Origin of the sequence: Streptomyces sp. NPDC047869 (assembly GCF_040704065.1) — a bacterium.
Classification (GTDB): Bacteria; Actinomycetota; Actinomycetes; order Streptomycetales; family Streptomycetaceae; genus Streptomyces.
Genome location: NZ_JBEYRK010000020.1, coordinates 29,172 through 44,231 on the forward strand (window position 1 = coordinate 29,172; position 15,060 = coordinate 44,231).

The 15,060-nt window shown below is 74.0% G+C and carries 14 protein-coding genes; 4 read left to right on the plus strand and 10 right to left on the minus strand.

Translation table 11 applies throughout. From position 1 onward, the window contains the following. Window positions 1-7: 7 nt before the first annotated feature. The 7 genes from AB0924_RS24590 to AB0924_RS24620 form a co-directional block, all read right to left on the minus strand. Window positions 8-1,108: a PP2C family protein-serine/threonine phosphatase gene (locus AB0924_RS24590; protein ID WP_358932797.1), complete on the minus strand. Its 1,101-nt coding sequence runs from the start codon at window positions 1,106-1,108 to the stop codon at window positions 8-10. Between the two features lie 143 nt (window positions 1,109-1,251). Then, window positions 1,252-2,142 (minus strand): Gfo/Idh/MocA family oxidoreductase, encoded by an 891-nt coding sequence (locus AB0924_RS24595; protein WP_358932795.1) that lies wholly within the window; start codon window positions 2,140-2,142, stop codon window positions 1,252-1,254. 35 nt (window positions 2,143-2,177) lie between these two features. Next, complete coding sequence (gene tgmB / locus AB0924_RS24600) at window positions 2,178-3,161, minus strand: ATP-grasp ribosomal peptide maturase (protein ID WP_358932793.1); 984 nt, start codon at window positions 3,159-3,161, stop codon at window positions 2,178-2,180. A gap of 17 nt (window positions 3,162-3,178) precedes the next feature. Continuing rightward, window positions 3,179-3,370: a putative ATP-grasp-modified RiPP gene (tgmA, locus tag AB0924_RS24605; RefSeq protein ID WP_020938095.1), complete on the minus strand. Its 192-nt coding sequence runs from the start codon at window positions 3,368-3,370 to the stop codon at window positions 3,179-3,181. Window positions 3,371-3,526: 156 nt separating this feature from the next. After that, window positions 3,527-4,393 carry a fructosamine kinase family protein gene (locus AB0924_RS24610; RefSeq protein WP_358932790.1) on the minus strand — a complete coding sequence of 289 codons (867 nt, stop codon included), beginning with the start codon at window positions 4,391-4,393 and terminating at the stop codon, window positions 3,527-3,529. A 95-nt stretch (window positions 4,394-4,488) separates the two neighbouring features. Further along, on the minus strand, window positions 4,489-5,361 hold the full coding sequence (locus AB0924_RS24615; RefSeq protein ID WP_358932788.1) for a hypothetical protein: 873 nt from the start codon (window positions 5,359-5,361) through the stop codon (window positions 4,489-4,491). A gap of 88 nt (window positions 5,362-5,449) precedes the next feature. Further along, window positions 5,450-6,505 carry a hypothetical protein gene (locus AB0924_RS24620; RefSeq protein WP_358932786.1) on the minus strand — a complete coding sequence of 352 codons (1,056 nt, stop codon included), beginning with the start codon at window positions 6,503-6,505 and terminating at the stop codon, window positions 5,450-5,452. Window positions 6,506-6,851: 346 nt separating this feature from the next. Between AB0924_RS24620 and AB0924_RS24625 the strand changes: the two genes are divergently transcribed. Continuing rightward, window positions 6,852-7,532, plus strand: coding sequence for a hypothetical protein (locus AB0924_RS24625; RefSeq protein WP_366912527.1), 681 nt, complete (start codon window positions 6,852-6,854; stop codon window positions 7,530-7,532). A gap of 113 nt (window positions 7,533-7,645) precedes the next feature. After that, a complete protein-coding gene (locus tag AB0924_RS24630) occupies window positions 7,646-8,377 on the plus strand; it encodes a class F sortase (RefSeq protein ID WP_366912528.1) in 732 nt (243 codons plus the stop codon). Window positions 8,378-8,399: 22 nt separating this feature from the next. On the opposite strand, the gene AB0924_RS24635 is transcribed toward AB0924_RS24630, so the two are convergent. After that, a complete protein-coding gene (locus tag AB0924_RS24635; protein ID WP_366912529.1) occupies window positions 8,400-9,587 on the minus strand; it encodes a GDSL-type esterase/lipase family protein in 1,188 nt (395 codons plus the stop codon). 33 nt (window positions 9,588-9,620) lie between these two features. Then, on the minus strand, window positions 9,621-10,190 hold the full coding sequence (locus AB0924_RS24640; RefSeq protein ID WP_366912530.1) for a WHG domain-containing protein: 570 nt from the start codon (window positions 10,188-10,190) through the stop codon (window positions 9,621-9,623). A 208-nt stretch (window positions 10,191-10,398) separates the two neighbouring features. Between AB0924_RS24640 and AB0924_RS24645 the strand changes: the two genes are divergently transcribed. Further along, window positions 10,399-11,352, plus strand: coding sequence for a LysR family transcriptional regulator (locus AB0924_RS24645; RefSeq protein ID WP_366912531.1), 954 nt, complete (start codon window positions 10,399-10,401; stop codon window positions 11,350-11,352). 151 nt (window positions 11,353-11,503) lie between these two features. Further along, entirely contained in the window at window positions 11,504-13,429 is a 1,926-nt protein-coding gene (locus AB0924_RS24650) for a collagenase (protein WP_366912532.1), read from the plus strand. A 73-nt stretch (window positions 13,430-13,502) separates the two neighbouring features. On the opposite strand, the gene AB0924_RS24655 is transcribed toward AB0924_RS24650, so the two are convergent. Continuing rightward, window positions 13,503-14,957 (minus strand): glyceraldehyde-3-phosphate dehydrogenase, encoded by a 1,455-nt coding sequence (locus AB0924_RS24655; protein ID WP_358932771.1) that lies wholly within the window; start codon window positions 14,955-14,957, stop codon window positions 13,503-13,505. Window positions 14,958-15,060: the final 103 nt, after the last annotated feature.

The window sequence follows — 15,060 nt, forward strand, 5'->3', positions numbered from 1 at the left end:
GCCCCGGTCAGGCGGCCCGGGGCGCGAGCACCAGCATGGTGGCGTCGTCGCGGACCTCGTAGCCGGTCCGCGCCAGATCCGCCCACACCGCGCCGGGCAGCTCGCCGGGGGCGGCCGCGGCCAGGGGGGCGAGCCGCTCGGGCAGCGGATAGAAGGCGCCGTCGGCGTTCCGCGCCTCCCAGACCCCGTCCGAGGCCAGCAGCAGCCGGTCGCCCGGGGCGAGGCCGAGGGTGACCTCCTTCGGCGGATCGAGACCGACCAGCCCGATGCCCAGCGGCGGACCCGGGGCCACGGCCGCCTCCCGGGCCTGCCCGTCGTGCAGCAGCACGGGCGGCGGATGACCGCAGGCCACCACCCGCACCGCGCCGGTGTCGCGGGTGAACTCCAGCAGCACGGCGGTGGCGAACAGCTCCGTCTGCCCGTCGCCGGCCGCGTCCACCCCGAGTCTTCGGTCCATCCGGGCCGCGACCGCCTCGAGGTCCGGCTGGTCCAGGGCCGCCTCACGGAACGCGCCCAGCAGCGACACCACCGTCGCCACCGCCGCCAGACCGTGCCCCCGCACGTCACCCATCACCGCGCGGACACCGCCGGGCCCGTCCCGCACGTCGAAGAAGTCGCCGCCCACCAGCGTCCCGTCCTGCGCGGCCCGGTAGAAGCCGGCGCAGCCGATCCGCCCGACCCGCTCCGGCAGCGGCGGCATCACCGCCCGCTGCACGGCCTCCCCGATCGCCCGCTCCACGGCCAGCTGGGCGTCCCGGTGACTGCGCACGTAGGAGACGAACACGCTCAGCACGGCGACGAACACGATCGTGAGCAGGTCGGTGTTGCCGGGGCGGTTCAGATGCGTGGCCGGCACGTTCAGCACCACGACGACCGCGCCGCCGAGCGCGGCCGTCGCCCAGGGCCCGTACGACAGGACCGCGAGCGGCGGGATCGCGCCCAGCAGGAACCCGAGATCACGTGCCTCCGGGGTGACGAGGGTGGCCGCGGTCACCGCCACGAGCAGCACCACCGGCAGCACCCGCACCCACCGCGGCGGCGGCGCCCCCCGCAGCCAGCCGCGATCCTCCGCATTGCGACGCGGCGCCCCGCCGCGCACCCGAATCACACTCCCACGCTACGCCGCCCCCGAGCCCCTCACCTCCCTCCGCGGCGCCGCCCGACCGGGCGGCCCAGGGGGCGATTCGCTGCCCGCTCCCGACGAGCCCGCCCCCGCGATCGGCGAGCCGCCGGGCGCGGTGAGCGGCCGGACTAGTCGGCCGAGTGGCCGGCCAGGCGGGCCTCGGCCGCGGCGAGGATCTCGGTGACGCGGAGACCGAAGGCGGCGTCGCACGGGTGGGGGCGGCCGGTGCGGGCCGCGGCCAGGAGTGCGTCGGCGGCGCGGGCGAGGGCGGGGACCGCGCCCTCGGAGCTCCTCGGCAGCACCGCCGTCCCGGCCTCGCCGCGCAGCTCGAGATCGGCCCCGGCCGCCGCCGGCGGGGCCGTCAGGCTCAGGGTGAGGGTGCTCGACGCGCCGGTGGCGTGGTCGAGGACCAGGTGCACGGTGTCGGCGGGGCCGTGCGCCGCGGCCACCACCTGCCGGACATCGCCGAGCACCGGCAGCAGCAGGGAGAGCGCGTGCGGCCCCACGTCCCACAGCGCGCCCTTCTCCCGCCGCCAGGGGGAGTGGGCGAACGGACTGTGACTGGTGAACACCGCCCCCAGCCACTGTGCCCGCGCCGTGAACCAGCCCGCTGTGGCGGCCTGGTCCTCGATCCAGGCCTCCGGCTCCTTCTGGAAGCGGGTGGTGAGGAACACCACGGAGGCCACCTGGGCCCGGTCCACCGCCTCGACGACAGCCCGCCCCTCGGGCACCCCCGCCGCCAGCGGCTTGTCGAGCAGCAGATGACGGCCCGCCCGCGCGGCCCGGACCGCCAGCTCCGCCTGCACGGAAGGCGGCACCGCCATCGCGACCGCGTCCACGTCGGCGAGCAGCGCGTCCACGTCGTCGTACGCCCGCACCCCGTACCGCGCCGCCAGCTCGGTGGCCGCCTCCGGGCGGCGGCCCCACACACCGGTGAAGTCCAGACCGGGGTGCCCGGCGAGGGCGGGGGCGTGGGCCGCCTGGGCCCACGGACCGGTTCCCAGCAGTCCGATGCGCATGTCGTCTTCCTTTCTCCGGACCGGGCCCGACGGCGTCACGACGCCGCGTCCCGGTCGCCGCCCGCGTCCGGCACCGCCGGCTCGCCGTCGCCCGCCAGCCACTGTGCGATGGTCTCGGCGATCGGCTGGCCGGTGTCCATCTCCACGAAGCCGAACTGGCCCGACTGGTTGCACTCCAGGAACCACCAGATCCCGTCCGTGTCCTCCGCGAAGTCGAAGGCACCATAGGCGAGTTCGGCGTCATTCATATAGCGGTGGACGGCTTCGCCGACCCGCGGCGGCACCTCCGCCGGGAGCCAGGGCGAGACCGACGGCGCGAAGCGCACGTCCACGTCGTCGGGATGAGCGTCCGGGTCGGCCGGCTTGCGCGCGGCCAGCAGCCGGTCGCCTACCACGGTGAGCCGGATGTCGGCCCGCTTCGGTATCCGCCGCTGCAGCAGGGTCGGGCCGAAGGCGACGGCCGCGAAGTCCGTGTCCGGCGCGACCCGGCTGGTGGGCACCGCCCGCGGCGGCTCCTGCGGATGCGCGCCGGAGACCGGCTTGACCACCAGGTCCGGGAAGCGCTCGGCGAACTCCCGGGCCGCCTGCGGGAACGTCGTGATCAGCGTCGCAGGCACGGCGAGGCCGCTGTCCTGCGCGAGCCGCAGCTGCCAGGGCTTGTGCCGGGCGCGGCGGGCCGCGTCCGGATGGTTCATCCAGCGTGCGCCGGTGGAGCGCAGCATGCCGTACAGGGCCTGGGCGGACTCCTCCGTCAGCCAGGCGGACGGCTGGACGGCGCGGGCGGCCGCTTCCCCCGGCCTGCGCACCCAGACGGAGCGCAGGCCGCTCATGCTCACCAGACGCCCGCCGACGGACAGATGCCCGCGACTGGCGCCGTGCACGAACTCGCCCGACAGGGCGACCCCGTTGGTGAGATCGGCGGGATCCAGCCGGACCACGGGCACACCGGCCTGGCGCAGCCGGAGCACCACCATGTCCGCCGTCACGTCCTCTTCACTGGTCAGGATGAGCACGGTCATCTTCCGTGGGCCCGCGGTCAGTCGTCGAAGTGCGTCTTGGACCCGGCGGTCGAGGTCGTTGTCCCCAATGCTCTCAGCGTGGCGTGGTCGGTGGCGGCGATCCGCCCGTCCGGGAGGACGTTCAACTGCAGTCCGGAGTCGTACGCGTACGGAGTGGTGACGTCCAACTGCACAGCGGGGCGCGCGTAGTTGAGCGTGAACGGTTGCATTGGTCTCTCCCTGATTCGGCTTTCACGTCCTTATACGAATCGAACGGGTGATTGGTTTCCTTACGCTCCGTAACCATGGTCAGGAGCAAGGCCGTTCGGGCGTCAGCTACTAGGACGCCGGCGGCGGCCGCGAGGCTGCGCGCTGTCGCCGTGGATTCATCCGGCCAGGGCCTCGCGTGCCGCGGCGACGGCCCGATCCGCGTATCCGCGTCCGAACAGCACCACGTGCACCAGCAGCGGGAAGAGCTGGTGCAGGGCGACCCGGCCCCGCCAGCCGTCCGCCGGCGGCGCGGCCTCCGTGTAGCCGGCCAGCACCCGGTCCAGCCGTGGGCAGCCGAAGAGCCGGAGCATCGCCAGGTCGGTCTCGCGGTGCCCGCCGTGCGCGGCCGGATCGATGAGCCGTACCTCCCCGTCCGCGCCCCACAGCACGTTGCCGTTCCACAGGTCGCCGTGCAGCCGGGCGGGCGGCTCGGCCGGCCCCGCGAGGTCCGGCAGCCGCTCGCACACCCGCTCGAACGGGGCGGCCTCCTCGCGCCGCAGGGTGCCGGCGTCGACCGCGGCCCGCAGATACGGCAGCACCCGCTGTTCGGCGTACCACTCGGGCCAGCCGGCCGCCGGCTCGTTGCGCATGGGCGCGGCGCCGATGTACGCGTCCGCGGGTCCGCCGGGCGGCGGCGCGCCGAACGCGGGTGCTCCGGCGGCGTGCAGGGCGGCCAGGGCGCGGCCGAAACGCAGCGCCGCCGTGTCGTCCGGCTGCCCGGTCGGCACCCGCTCGGTGACCATCCACCGCTCGTCATGGCCGAGCACCGCCGGCACCCGCACCGCGTCCGCCTCGCCGAGCCAGCGCAGCCCGGCCACCTCGGCGCGCACCGCGCCCGGGGCGTCACCGCGCTTGACCATCACCACCGTGCCGCCGTCGAGCGTCACTTCGGCCGGCGACCCGGACGGCGCCCGCGCGGCCGTGACCCGGCGCCCGGTGAGCCGGTACGCCACCCGCCCTGGTTCCTCGTCTCGGTTGACCACGGGCTCAGCGTACGACCCGTGGATGAGCCCTTTCTGAGGACGCTTCGGCCATTGCCCCGGCCGGTTTCAGCCGTATTCGGGCAGGCCGGCGGCTGTCACCGCCCCGCGGACTCCCGCACGGTAACCCCCACCGGGTTGCCGGGCGGCAGCAGCCCCGACTCCCCGACGGCGCGGGCCAGCGGCTCCAGCAGCCCGGCGAGGCGTGCCGTGCGCTCCGCGCCCAGCGCGCGCCACGGACTCCCGGCCGCCTCGTCGGTCCGCCGCTCGACGAGCGCCCGGCCCGCGACGCCCGCGCGGGTCAGCGAACCGTCCGCGGCCAGGAACCCGCGCTCGCGCAGGGCGTCCTCGGCCGCCGTCCAGTCCGCCGGCTCCCACTTCCGGGTCTCCCGCAGGAACGGCCCGTCCGACTCACCGGCGGCCGCTTTGAGCACCATGGCCTCCAGCGGACCGATCCCCAGGCTCACCAGCACCGCGACATGCCCGTCGCCCCGGTGCTCCCGCAGCGTCGTCACCGCCTGCCACAGCCGCGCGGTCGCCCGCCCGGGCCGTTCCAGCGCCTGGTTCGCCGCGGCCAGCACCCGGCCCGTGGTGTCCGCCGCCGACGCCGCCTCCCACGCCAGGTCGGCCGCCTCGGCGAGTTCCGCGGACCGTGCGGCCTGCGAACCGAACAGGCGGGTCATCGCCGCGTCCATGGCCTCCCCGCGGGCCGCCAGCACCTCCGCCGGAGCCGCGTACTTCCAGGCGTCGGGCAGCGCGCGGGCGACCCGGCCGGGGTGGAAGACGTAGAAGGAACTCGTCACCACGCACGGGGCCACCGGGCCCAACGGGGCGGCGCGCAGCGCGAAGTACCCCATCCAGTACCCGCGCATCCCGAGCGCGTCCGCCGCCCGCCGCGCCTCGGGCGCGAAGTACACCAGATCGTGCACCGGCTCGAACCGTTCCCACATGTCCCGTGCCGTCGTGTCCACCACCGCGTCCTCCCGCCACGTCGCCCCGTGGGATCCACCGTCCCCCGGCCCGCGCCGAACCGTCGCACAGCCTGCTCCATGACGCCGGTCACAACAAGAGGCTCCCGGGCGCCCGGACGGATCGGGTCCCGGCGCCGCGGGGCCGGCGCGGCAGGGCCCGGACCCGTCCCACGGCGTTGCCGAGCAGTTCGGTGAACCACACGCCCCCGTCGGGGCCCGCGGTGACGCGGAACGGCACCCCGTCCGCGCCGCCCGGCACCGGGAAGGAGGTGATCGCGCCGTCCGCGTCGATCCGCCCGATCCGGCCGGCCTGGTCGGCGTACCACACCAGGCCGTCGGGCCCGCGCGTGATGCCGGCCGGCACGCTGTCCGGATCGGGTGGCCGGAACCCGGTGACCTTCCCCAACGAGTCGATCCGGCCGACCGGGTCCGGGCCGGACATGGTGAACCACATGCCGCCCGGTCCGGCGACGATCGCGTCGGGGAAAGCGCCGCCGCGGGGCAGCGTGAACTCGGTGATCCGCCCGGTGACGCCGATCCGCCCGATCCTGCCGCCGGCCGGCTCCGTGAACCACAGCGCGCCGTCGGCGCCCGCCGCGATGGAGTGGACGGCGGAGTCCCGGGTCGGCACGGGATACTCGGTGACGCGGCCGGAGGTGGTGATCCGGCCGATCCTGTTGCCGTGCTGCTCGGTGAACCACAGGGCGCCGTCCGGCCCGGTCGCGATCCCGGCCGGGAAGCCGTCCGGCGTCGGCACCCGGAACTCCGTGCGCCGGCCGGAGGTGGTGAGCCGGCCGATCCGGTTCGCCTGCGCCTCGGTGAACCACAGTGCCCGGTCGGGGCCGGCCGTGATGTCGAGGGGGAGACTGTCGGGTCCGGAGGTGGGGAAGTCGGTGACGTCGCCCGCGGCGCTGATCCGCCCGATGCGGCCGGCGCCCGGCCCCGCGAACCACAGTGCCCCGTCGGGCCCGGTGGTGATGCCGGCGGGAAGGGTGCCGGCCGTGGTGGTGATCGGATGCACCGTCACATCGCCCACGTCCGCCCGGGCCGGTGCCGCGACCGCGACTGCCCCGATCAGCGCGCCCAGCGAGGCCGCGAGGAGACGGCGGACCGGGTGCCCTCCGGTCGGCGTGGCGCGGGGCATGGAGCGGCTCCCTTCTCGGCGGGCCGGGGAACGGGTGCGCCGCCGTCATGTGATGCGTCGTCGGATTCCCGTCATGCATGCCACCGTCGCACCGCGGCGGGATCGGCCCGGACGGGGGACACCGTGCCGGGGGCCGCGGGCCGGCCGGCGCGCGGCCGGGTGACGAGCGGTGCCCCGGACGGGGGGTGCTCCGGCGTGTCGCTGGGACAGACGGGTGGCGCGATGACCCGGCTGGGCCGCCCGGATGGTGCGCCGTCACGCCCTGGCTGACGGTGGTTCATGTCGAGACCGGGTCCACACAGCTGATGACGTATCCGCTGCCCGGCCACGGCGGAAGGACACCGATATGCGCTCTGCCCGCATTCTTCTCGCCACGGCGGCCGCATCCGCCGCCCTGGCCTTCGCCACGCCCGGTGCGGCTTTCGCCGCCCCGGCCGCGGACGGCGGAGGCCGGGACGACTCCTCGTACAGCAAGGAGCACGACAGCGATTCCGACAGCGGTTACGACAAGGGTTCCGGCCGGGACCACGACAAGGGATCCGGCAAGGGTTCCGGCAAGGACCACGACAACGACTACAGCAGCGAGGACGACGGCGGCCGCAGCCACGACGGGCCGCGCGGCGGAATGCACACGGGCGGCGGTGCGCTCGCCACGGTCCGCGGTGGCGACGACTGGGGCTCCGGCGACGACAGCAGGTTCGACCCCGAGACCTACCGGGACAAGGGCAAGGGCGGCGACAAGGAAGACGGCGGCGGCAAGGACGGCGGCGGCAAGGACGGCGGCGGCAAGGAGGACGGCGGCAAGGAGGACGGCGGCGGCAAGGACGACTGGGGCGGCAAGGACAGCGGAGGAGGCAAGGACGACTGGGGCGGCGGAGACCGCGACAAGCCGCGCGGCGGCATGCACACCGGAGGCGGCGCCCTCGCCTCTCCCGGTGTCACCGCGGGCGGCCTGGCCGTGCTCGCCGTAGGCGCCACCGGCATGTACGCGCTGCGCCGCAAGAAGGCCGGCGAGCCGGCGTCCTGACCGGCCCCCTCTCCTCTCGGGGCCGCGTACGCCGCCGGCGCTCCCGCGCCGGCGGCCCGCGCCCCGGAGGAGCCCGACGCCTGTGCTGCCGTGCCCGAGTGAGGTGATGTCCGATGGCAGCAGACCCCTCTTCCCCGGACCCCTCCCCGCCCGGCCCCTCGGCACCGGCCTCCACCGAGCAGGACGGGGCGGCGCAGAACGCCGGCCGCGGCGGGCGGCTGACCCTGTGGGGCGTGGCGATCGTCTTCATCGCCGTCAGCGTCTTCGGCGGCCACCGCGGTGACGGCGACGTCCCGCAGGCCCCCGGCGGCACGACGGTGAGCGCCGGCACACCGGCCGGCACCGAACAGCCCGGTGCGGAACAGCCGGGCACTGATCAGGCCGAGCGGTCGCTGCCCCGGGCCACGCCGACCCGTCTGGTCATCCCGAAGATCTCCGTGGACGCCCCCTTCACCCCCCTCTCCCTCGCTTCCACCGGGCAGCTCCAGCCACCCCCGGCGGCCGACACCAACCTCGTCGGCTGGTACGTCGACGGCGTCACACCCGGCGAGAAGGGCACCGCGATCATCGCCGGCCACGTGGACACGGTGACGTCGGCGGCCGTCTTCGCCAACCTCTACGAACTCGGGCGCGGCGACCGGTTCACCGTGGACCGCGCCGACGGGCGGAAGGCGGAGTTCGTCGTGGACGACACGGAGACCTTCGCCAAGGACGCCTTCCCCAGCGACCGCGTGTACGCCGACACCGACCGCCCCGAGGTCCGGCTCATCACCTGCGCGGGGGACTACGACCACACGGTGCGGGACTACACCGACAACCTGGTCGTCTTCGCCCACCTGGTGTGAGGCAACGGCCCGGCGGCGCCGGTCAGCGGTCCCGGCGCCCGAGCGGGCCGCCCGGGGCGAGGGCGAGCGAGGCGAAGCGTTCGCCGATCCGGCGGTGCGCGGCGGCGTCCGGGTGGAGACCGTCGGGCAGCGGCAGTTCGGCGAAGTCGGCCTCTCCGTAGAGCTCACGGCCGTCGAGGTGGTGCAGCCACGGGTCCTCGGCGGCCCGTTCCCGCACGATCCGGGCCAGCTTCTCCCGGACGACGCGCAGGGTGAGCTTGCCCCGCGCGACCTCCGCCGGGTCCCCGGCGGCCCGGAACCGCAGCCGCCCGGAGCTCAGGGCGGACAGGTCCGGCACGCTCGGCCCCGGCGTGTCCTCGTGGATGGGGCACAGGACCGGCGAGACCACCAGCAGCGGTGTGCCGGGGTGACCCTCACGAACGGTGTCGAGGAAGCCGTGGACGGCCGGCCCGAACGCGCGCAGTCGCATCAGATCCGTGTTGACCAGGTTGATGCCGAGCTTGACGCTGATCAGGTCGGCGGGCGTGTCGCGCAGCGCGCGTGCGGTGAAGGGATCGAGCAGGGCGCTGCCGCCGAGGCCCAGGTTGACCAGCTCCACCCCGCCGAGCGAGGCGGCCAGCGCCGGCCAGGTGGTGGTGGGGCTCGCGGCGTCGGAGCCGTGGCTGATCGAGCTGCCGTGATGCAGCCACACCGGGCGGCCCCGGTCGGGCGCCGGTTCGACGGGCGCGTCGGTGCGCAGCGCGACCAGCTCGGTGGTCTCGTTGTGCGGCAGCCAGATCTCGACGTCCTTCACCCGCTCCGGAAGGCCGGTGAAGCGCACCGTGGCGACCGGGCCGGGCCGCTGCTCGGCGGTGCCGGCCGTCATGTCGATCGTCAGGGTGTTCCCGCCGGCGGCGACGGCGCGGCCCGCCGGGCGCCCGTCCACGAGCAGGTCGTACACGCCGTCCGGGCGCGCCGGCGCGCCGGTGTAGACGCGCTTGGTGGGCAGGGTGTCGAGCTCGACGGCGGTGGCGCGGGTGCGCAGCGCCAGCCGTACGCCGGAGGGCTGCGACTCCGCCATCCGCAGCTGCGGATCGGCGCACTGGGCCCGGGCCCGGGCGGGCAGCCGGTGCGGCAGCAGTCCGTGCTCGGTGCGCTCCAGGTCGAGGGCGCCGCGCACGAGGCCGGCGGTCAGCGGGGTGGTGATCCAGTCGGACGGGGTGGAAGTCATCGTATGCGCCTGTCTTGCCGGGGAGTTCGGGGTTCAGGGGGCCGGCCACTCGTGCAGCAGCGCGTCGAGGGCGTCCAGGATCCGGGTCCACGACTCCTGGGAGTCGGGGGCGCTGTGGCTGAAGCCGCCGGCCGCCTCCAGATCGACGTAGCCGTGGAACACGCTGCCGAGCAGCCGGACGGCGTGGGTCTGGTCGGGCTCGGCCAGGTCGTAGCCGCGCAGGATCGCCCGGGTCATCTGCGCGTGCCGGCCGCCCGCGCTCGCGGCGGCCGTCTCCGGGTCGAGCCGGAACCGCGCCGCCTGGTAACGGCCGGGGTGCTCCCGGGCGTAGTCGCGGTAGGCGTCGGCGAAGGCGCGAAGGGCGTCCTTGCCGGCCCGCCCGGCCAGCGCCTCGGCGGCGCGGTCGGCGAGCTCCTCCAGCGCGAGCAGGGCGATCCGGGTCTTCAGGTCCTGGGAACTCTTCAGGTGCGAGTACAGGCTGGCCACCTTGACGTCGAAGCGCCGGGCCAGCGCCGACACCGTCACCTGCTCGAAGCCGGCCTCGTCGGCCAGCTCCGCCCCCGCCCGGACCAGACGTTCCGTGGTCAGACCTGCGCGCACCATCAGCTTCCTCCTCTTGGGCTGAAGTCATTATGCGCTTGCCTAATTACTATAGGCAAACAGGAAAGTGCTGTAGCCGAGGCGACGTCTCCCGTACAGGCGTCGGGGGAGGTGGTGGGCGCCCGTGTCCCGAGGGGTGGACAATCGACCGGGGCCGGCCGTGGACCGGCGCCGACTGTGGACGGGGACGGCCGGGACGGGGAGCGGATCGATGGAGCTGGAGCTTCGGCACCTGCGGGTGCTGTGCGCGATCGCGGACGCGGGAAGCGTGGGCCGCGCCGCCGCGCAGCTCGGCTACTCGCAGCCCGCCGTCAGCACCCAGCTCCGGCGCATCGAGCGGCACCTGGGCGAGCCGCTCTTCGAGCGCGGTGCGAGCGGGGTGCGGACCACTCCGTACGGCGCCGAGGTCGTCGCCCAGGCCCGGGACGTGCTGGCCCGCGCAGACGCCATCGGCCACCGGCCGCCCGCCGCCCGCCCGGCCCGCACCCTGCGCGTGGCCGCGACCAACTCACCGATGCTCTCGGGCGCCGTGTCCCGTGTCCGTACCCGGCTGCCGGACCTGTCCGTCGGCGTGACCAGCGTCTACGCCTCCTCAAGGATCGTGGAACTGCTGGAGGAGGGGGCGGTGGACGCGGCCATAGCCGCCGACTACCCGGGCCGGGAACTGGCGCACTCGCCCGCCGTGCGCCACCGCGGCATCGTCACCGAGCCGACGTTCGTCGCCCTGCCCGCCCGTCACCGCCTGCGGCAGAGCGCCCAGGTGCAGCTCGCCGACCTGGCCGGGGACCCGTGGTTCGTCACACCGGACGACGGGGCCGGCTGGCCCGGGGTGTTCTACGACGCCTGTGCCGCCGCCGGGTTCACCCCCGTCACCGTGCACGAGTTCCTCGGCGACCAGGCGCAGCTCCAGAGCATGATCGCCGACGGGCTCGGGGTGTCCCTGGTCCAGCCCACCCTGCGCCCGATCCCGCACGTCGCGGTGAAGCCCCTGGCCGGATCACCGCTGTGGTGCCGCTATGTACTGGCCTGGCGGCCCGACGCGGTCGGCGACGACCTCGTGGAGGCGCTGATGCAGTCGGCCACCGGCGCCTACCGCGAACTGGTCGCCGGGGCGCCGCACTTGAGGGCGTGGGCCGCCCGGACCTGGAGCATCGCCGGGACGTAGCGGGCCGCTGTCCCCGTGAGGCATCGGGATGTTATGGGCACACGGTGCCATGTGCTATGTCACACGCCATTGTTACCGGGGTGGTGCGCTGAGACATTCCTCCCACGCCTCGACACCCCACAGAGGCGCACCCCTTCGTGGAGGAATCCCGATGCGCCATCGCTTCGCGCTGCCCGGGCGGCTGGCCTGTGCCGCCGCCGTCTGCGCCACCGTGGCCGGCCTGCTGTCGGCCCCGGCCCAGGCCTTACCCGGACCCCCGGCCGCCCCCGCCGGACACATCGCCGCACCGCCGCCCACCGGACCGGCCCCCGGCGCCACCGAACGTCCCGCTCCCGGCCGGGCGCGGCCGCTCAGCCCGGCCCAACTGCCGCCGCAGGCAACGCCCTTCACCCGCGAAGCCGAACCCCTCCCGCACACAGGTGCGAAGGCCGCCTCCTGCGCGCCCGGCGACTTCGGCGGCCGCACCGGCGCGGCACTCGTCGCGTTCGTGACGGCCTCCTCCGCGGACTGCGTCAACACGCTGTTCTCCGTCACCGGCACCGACGCCCGCGACGTCTTCCGTCAGCCGCAGATGCTGAGCGTCGCCCGGGCCTTCACGCGCGCGGCGGGGCGGTACCAGGGCGACAACTCGGCGGGCCTGCTGCAGCTCGTCCTCTTCCTGCGCGCCGGCTACTACGTGCAGTTCAACCACCCCGGCGACGTGGGCCCGTACACCTCCCGCCTCACCGCCGCCACCACCGCGGGCCTGGACGCCTTCTTCGCGCGCCGCCACTCGCGGGACGTCACGGCGGTCAACGGCGACCTCCTCGGCGAGAGCGTGATCCTCACCGACAGCGCCGATCAGCAGGACCGCTATCTGTACGTGTACCGGCGGCTGCTGGAGGCCTACGACGGCTCGTACGACGCGGTCGACAGCATGGTCAGGGCCGTCAACGACGTCCACACACCGCTGTGGCGCGGCAACTGGAACCCCCGGTACGTGACTGCGGTCGCCGCCGACCCGCGCGTCACCGGTGCCCTGCACGACTTCGCGCTGGGCCACATGGACCTGCTCGGCACCGATCTGGCCTTCCTGGACACCAACGCCGGGATGAACCTGGCCCGTTACGTCGAGCACCCGGAACTGCGGGCCATCGTGCGGCCGTTGACCAGGGACCTGCTGGACCGGTCGCGGATCACCGGTCCGACGGCCGGACTCTGGGTGGCCGTCGCCACACAGGCCGGCTCCTACGACGGCACGGGCTGCTCCTACTACGACGTCTGCGACCTGCCCGGCAGGCTGTCCGAGGCCGCCCTGCCGGTCACCCACAGCTGCGACGCGGCCCATACCGTCCGCGCCCAGGCCCTCACCGCGGAAGAGCTGGACGCCGTGTGTGCGAGCGTGCTGAACCAGGGCGCCTACTTCCGCGGCATCGTCAGGGCCGACGGCCCGATACCCGGCCAGTACGCATCGACCATCCAGCTCGTCGTCTTCGCGAGCCGCGCCGACTACCGGACGTACGCGGGCGCGATCTACGGCGTCAGCACCGACAACGGCGGCATCACCCTCGGCGGAGACCCGTCCGACCCGGCCAACCGGCCGACCTCGATCATGTACCAGAAGGACGTGGACGACGGCTTCGCCGCCCGCGTCTGGAACCTCAACCACGAGTACACGCACTTCCTCGACGCCCGCGACGACATGCCGGGCGACTTCGGCGAGCAGACCTCGGTGCCGGACGTGTGGTGGATCGAGGGCCTCGCCGAGTACGTCTCCTACGGCTACCGGGGACTGGACTACGGCCAGGCGGTCCAGGAGGCGGCGAAGCACACGTACCGCCTGAGCACCCTCTTCGAGAGCACCTACGGCAACAGCGACGTGACCCGCACCTACCCCTGGGGCTACCTCGCCGTGCGCTACATGGCCGAGCGGCACCCGGACGACGTCCAGCGCGTGCTCGCCCGCTTCCGCGCCGGTGACTACGCCGGCGGATACGGCGTGTACCACGACGGCATCGGCACCCGCTACGACGCCGACTTCGACCAGTGGCTCACCGCGTGCGCCGTGGGCGCCTGCGCCCGGCCGCCGAAGGCCTGACCGGGAGCTTCGAGCACGAAGGCCGCCGGCCGGGAACCCGGTCGGCGGCCGTCATGCGCAAGGCGTGCCGGCGTCAGACCGCCGTCGCCGGGTACGTCGGGTACTCCACGCCCGAGACGTGCTGCACGACCCGGACGACCTGGCAGGAGTAGCCGAACTCGTTGTCGTACCAGAGGTAGAGGATCGCGTTGTCCCCCTCCACCTTGAGGGCGCCGGCGTCCACGATCGAGGCGTGGCGCGAGCCGATGAAGTCGCTGGAGACCGCGTCGGGCGCCGTGGTGAAGTCGATCTGGCGCTTGAGCGGCGAGGTCAGCGACACGTTCCGCAGGTAGTCGTGGACGTCCTCGCGGGTGGTCTCGCGGGCCAGCTGGAGGTTGAGGATCGCGATCGAGACGTCCGGCACCGGAACGCGGATCGAGCTGCCGGTGATCGGCGCCTTGAGGTCGGGCAGCGCCTTCGCCACGGCCGAGGCGGCACCGGTCTCGGTGATCACCATGTTGAGCGGCGCGGAGCGGCCGCGGCGCTCGGCCTTGTGGTAATTGTCCAGCAGGTTCTGGTCGTTGGTGAACGAGTGGACGGTCTCCACGTGGCCGCGCAGCACGCCGTACTCGTCGTCCATGGCCTTCAGCGGCGGGACGATCGCGTTGGTGGTGCAGGACGCGCAGGACAGGATCCGCTCGTCGGGCTTGATCGTGTCGTGGTTGACGCCGTGCACGATGTTCGGGACGTCGCCCTTGCCGGGCGCGGTCAGCACGACCTTGTCGATGCCGGGGCGCAGGTGCTCGGACAGGCCCTCGCGGTCGCGCCACTTGCCGGTGTTGTCGATGAGGATGGCGTCCCGGATGCCGTACTCGGTGTAGTCGATCTGCGACGGGTCGTCGGCGTAGATGACCTTGATCGCGTTGCCGTTGGCCACGATCGTGCTGCTGTCCTCGTCCACCGTGATGGTGCCCTGGAACTGGCCGTGGATGGAGTCGCGGCGCAGCAGCGAGGCGCGCTTGACGAGATCCTCGGCGGCACGGCCCCCGCCGCCGCGGACGACGACGGCGCGCAGCCGCAGGCCGTTGCCCGAGCCGGCCTTCTCGATCAGCAGCCGGGCGACGAGGCGGCCGATGCGGCCGAAGCCGTACAGGACGACGTCGCGCGGCTCGCGGCGCTCGATCTTGTTGGCACCGGTGGCGCCGGCGACGGCCTCCGCGGTGAACTCCGCCACGCTCAGACCGCGGTCGTCGGCCTTGTAGGTGGCGGCCAGCATGCCGAGGTCGATCTGGGAGGGCCCGAGGTCGAGGGTGGTCAGGGCCTGGAGGAACGGCATGGTCTCGGTGACCGACAGCTCCTCACCGGCGATCTGCCGGGCGAAGCGGTGCGTCTTCAGGATGCTGACCACCGACTTGTTCACCAGGGAGCGGCTGTGCAGCAGGACGGTCACGTCCCGCTCGCGGTGCAGCTTTCCGATGATCGGGATCATGGACTCCGCTGTTTCCTCGCGGTGCATCCAGTTGGTGAACGAGTCGTCGTTGACAGTCACAGATCTATCTTTCGAGCTAGGCAGCGCTCATATGGTAACCACACCCTACTTCGATCTTTCCGGGGGTCCTTCGACAGGGGACCCCCTCCGTTCCTGAATCAGG

Bases quoted from the DNA above. Each gene is read 5' to 3' on its own strand.
- AB0924_RS24595 (WP_358932795.1), bottom strand. From the start codon at position 2,142: ATGCGCATCGGACTGCTGGGAACCGGTCCGTGGGCCCAGGCGGCCCAC.
- AB0924_RS24630 (WP_366912528.1), top strand. From the start codon at position 7,646: ATGGCAGCAGACCCCTCTTCCCCGGACCCCTCCCCGCCCGGCCCCTCG.
- AB0924_RS24620 (WP_358932786.1), bottom strand. From the start codon at position 6,505: ATGCCCCGCGCCACGCCGACCGGAGGGCACCCGGTCCGCCGTCTCCTC.
- tgmB (WP_358932793.1), bottom strand. From the start codon at position 3,161: ATGACCGTGCTCATCCTGACCAGTGAAGAGGACGTGACGGCGGACATG.
- AB0924_RS24645 (WP_366912531.1), top strand. From the start codon at position 10,399: ATGGAGCTGGAGCTTCGGCACCTGCGGGTGCTGTGCGCGATCGCGGAC.
- tgmA (WP_020938095.1), bottom strand. From the start codon at position 3,370: ATGCAACCGTTCACGCTCAACTACGCGCGCCCCGCTGTGCAGTTGGAC.
- AB0924_RS24635 (WP_366912529.1), bottom strand. From the start codon at position 9,587: ATGACTTCCACCCCGTCCGACTGGATCACCACCCCGCTGACCGCCGGC.
- AB0924_RS24640 (WP_366912530.1), bottom strand. From the start codon at position 10,190: ATGGTGCGCGCAGGTCTGACCACGGAACGTCTGGTCCGGGCGGGGGCG.
- AB0924_RS24650 (WP_366912532.1), top strand. From the start codon at position 11,504: ATGCGCCATCGCTTCGCGCTGCCCGGGCGGCTGGCCTGTGCCGCCGCC.
- AB0924_RS24625 (WP_366912527.1), top strand. From the start codon at position 6,852: ATGCGCTCTGCCCGCATTCTTCTCGCCACGGCGGCCGCATCCGCCGCC.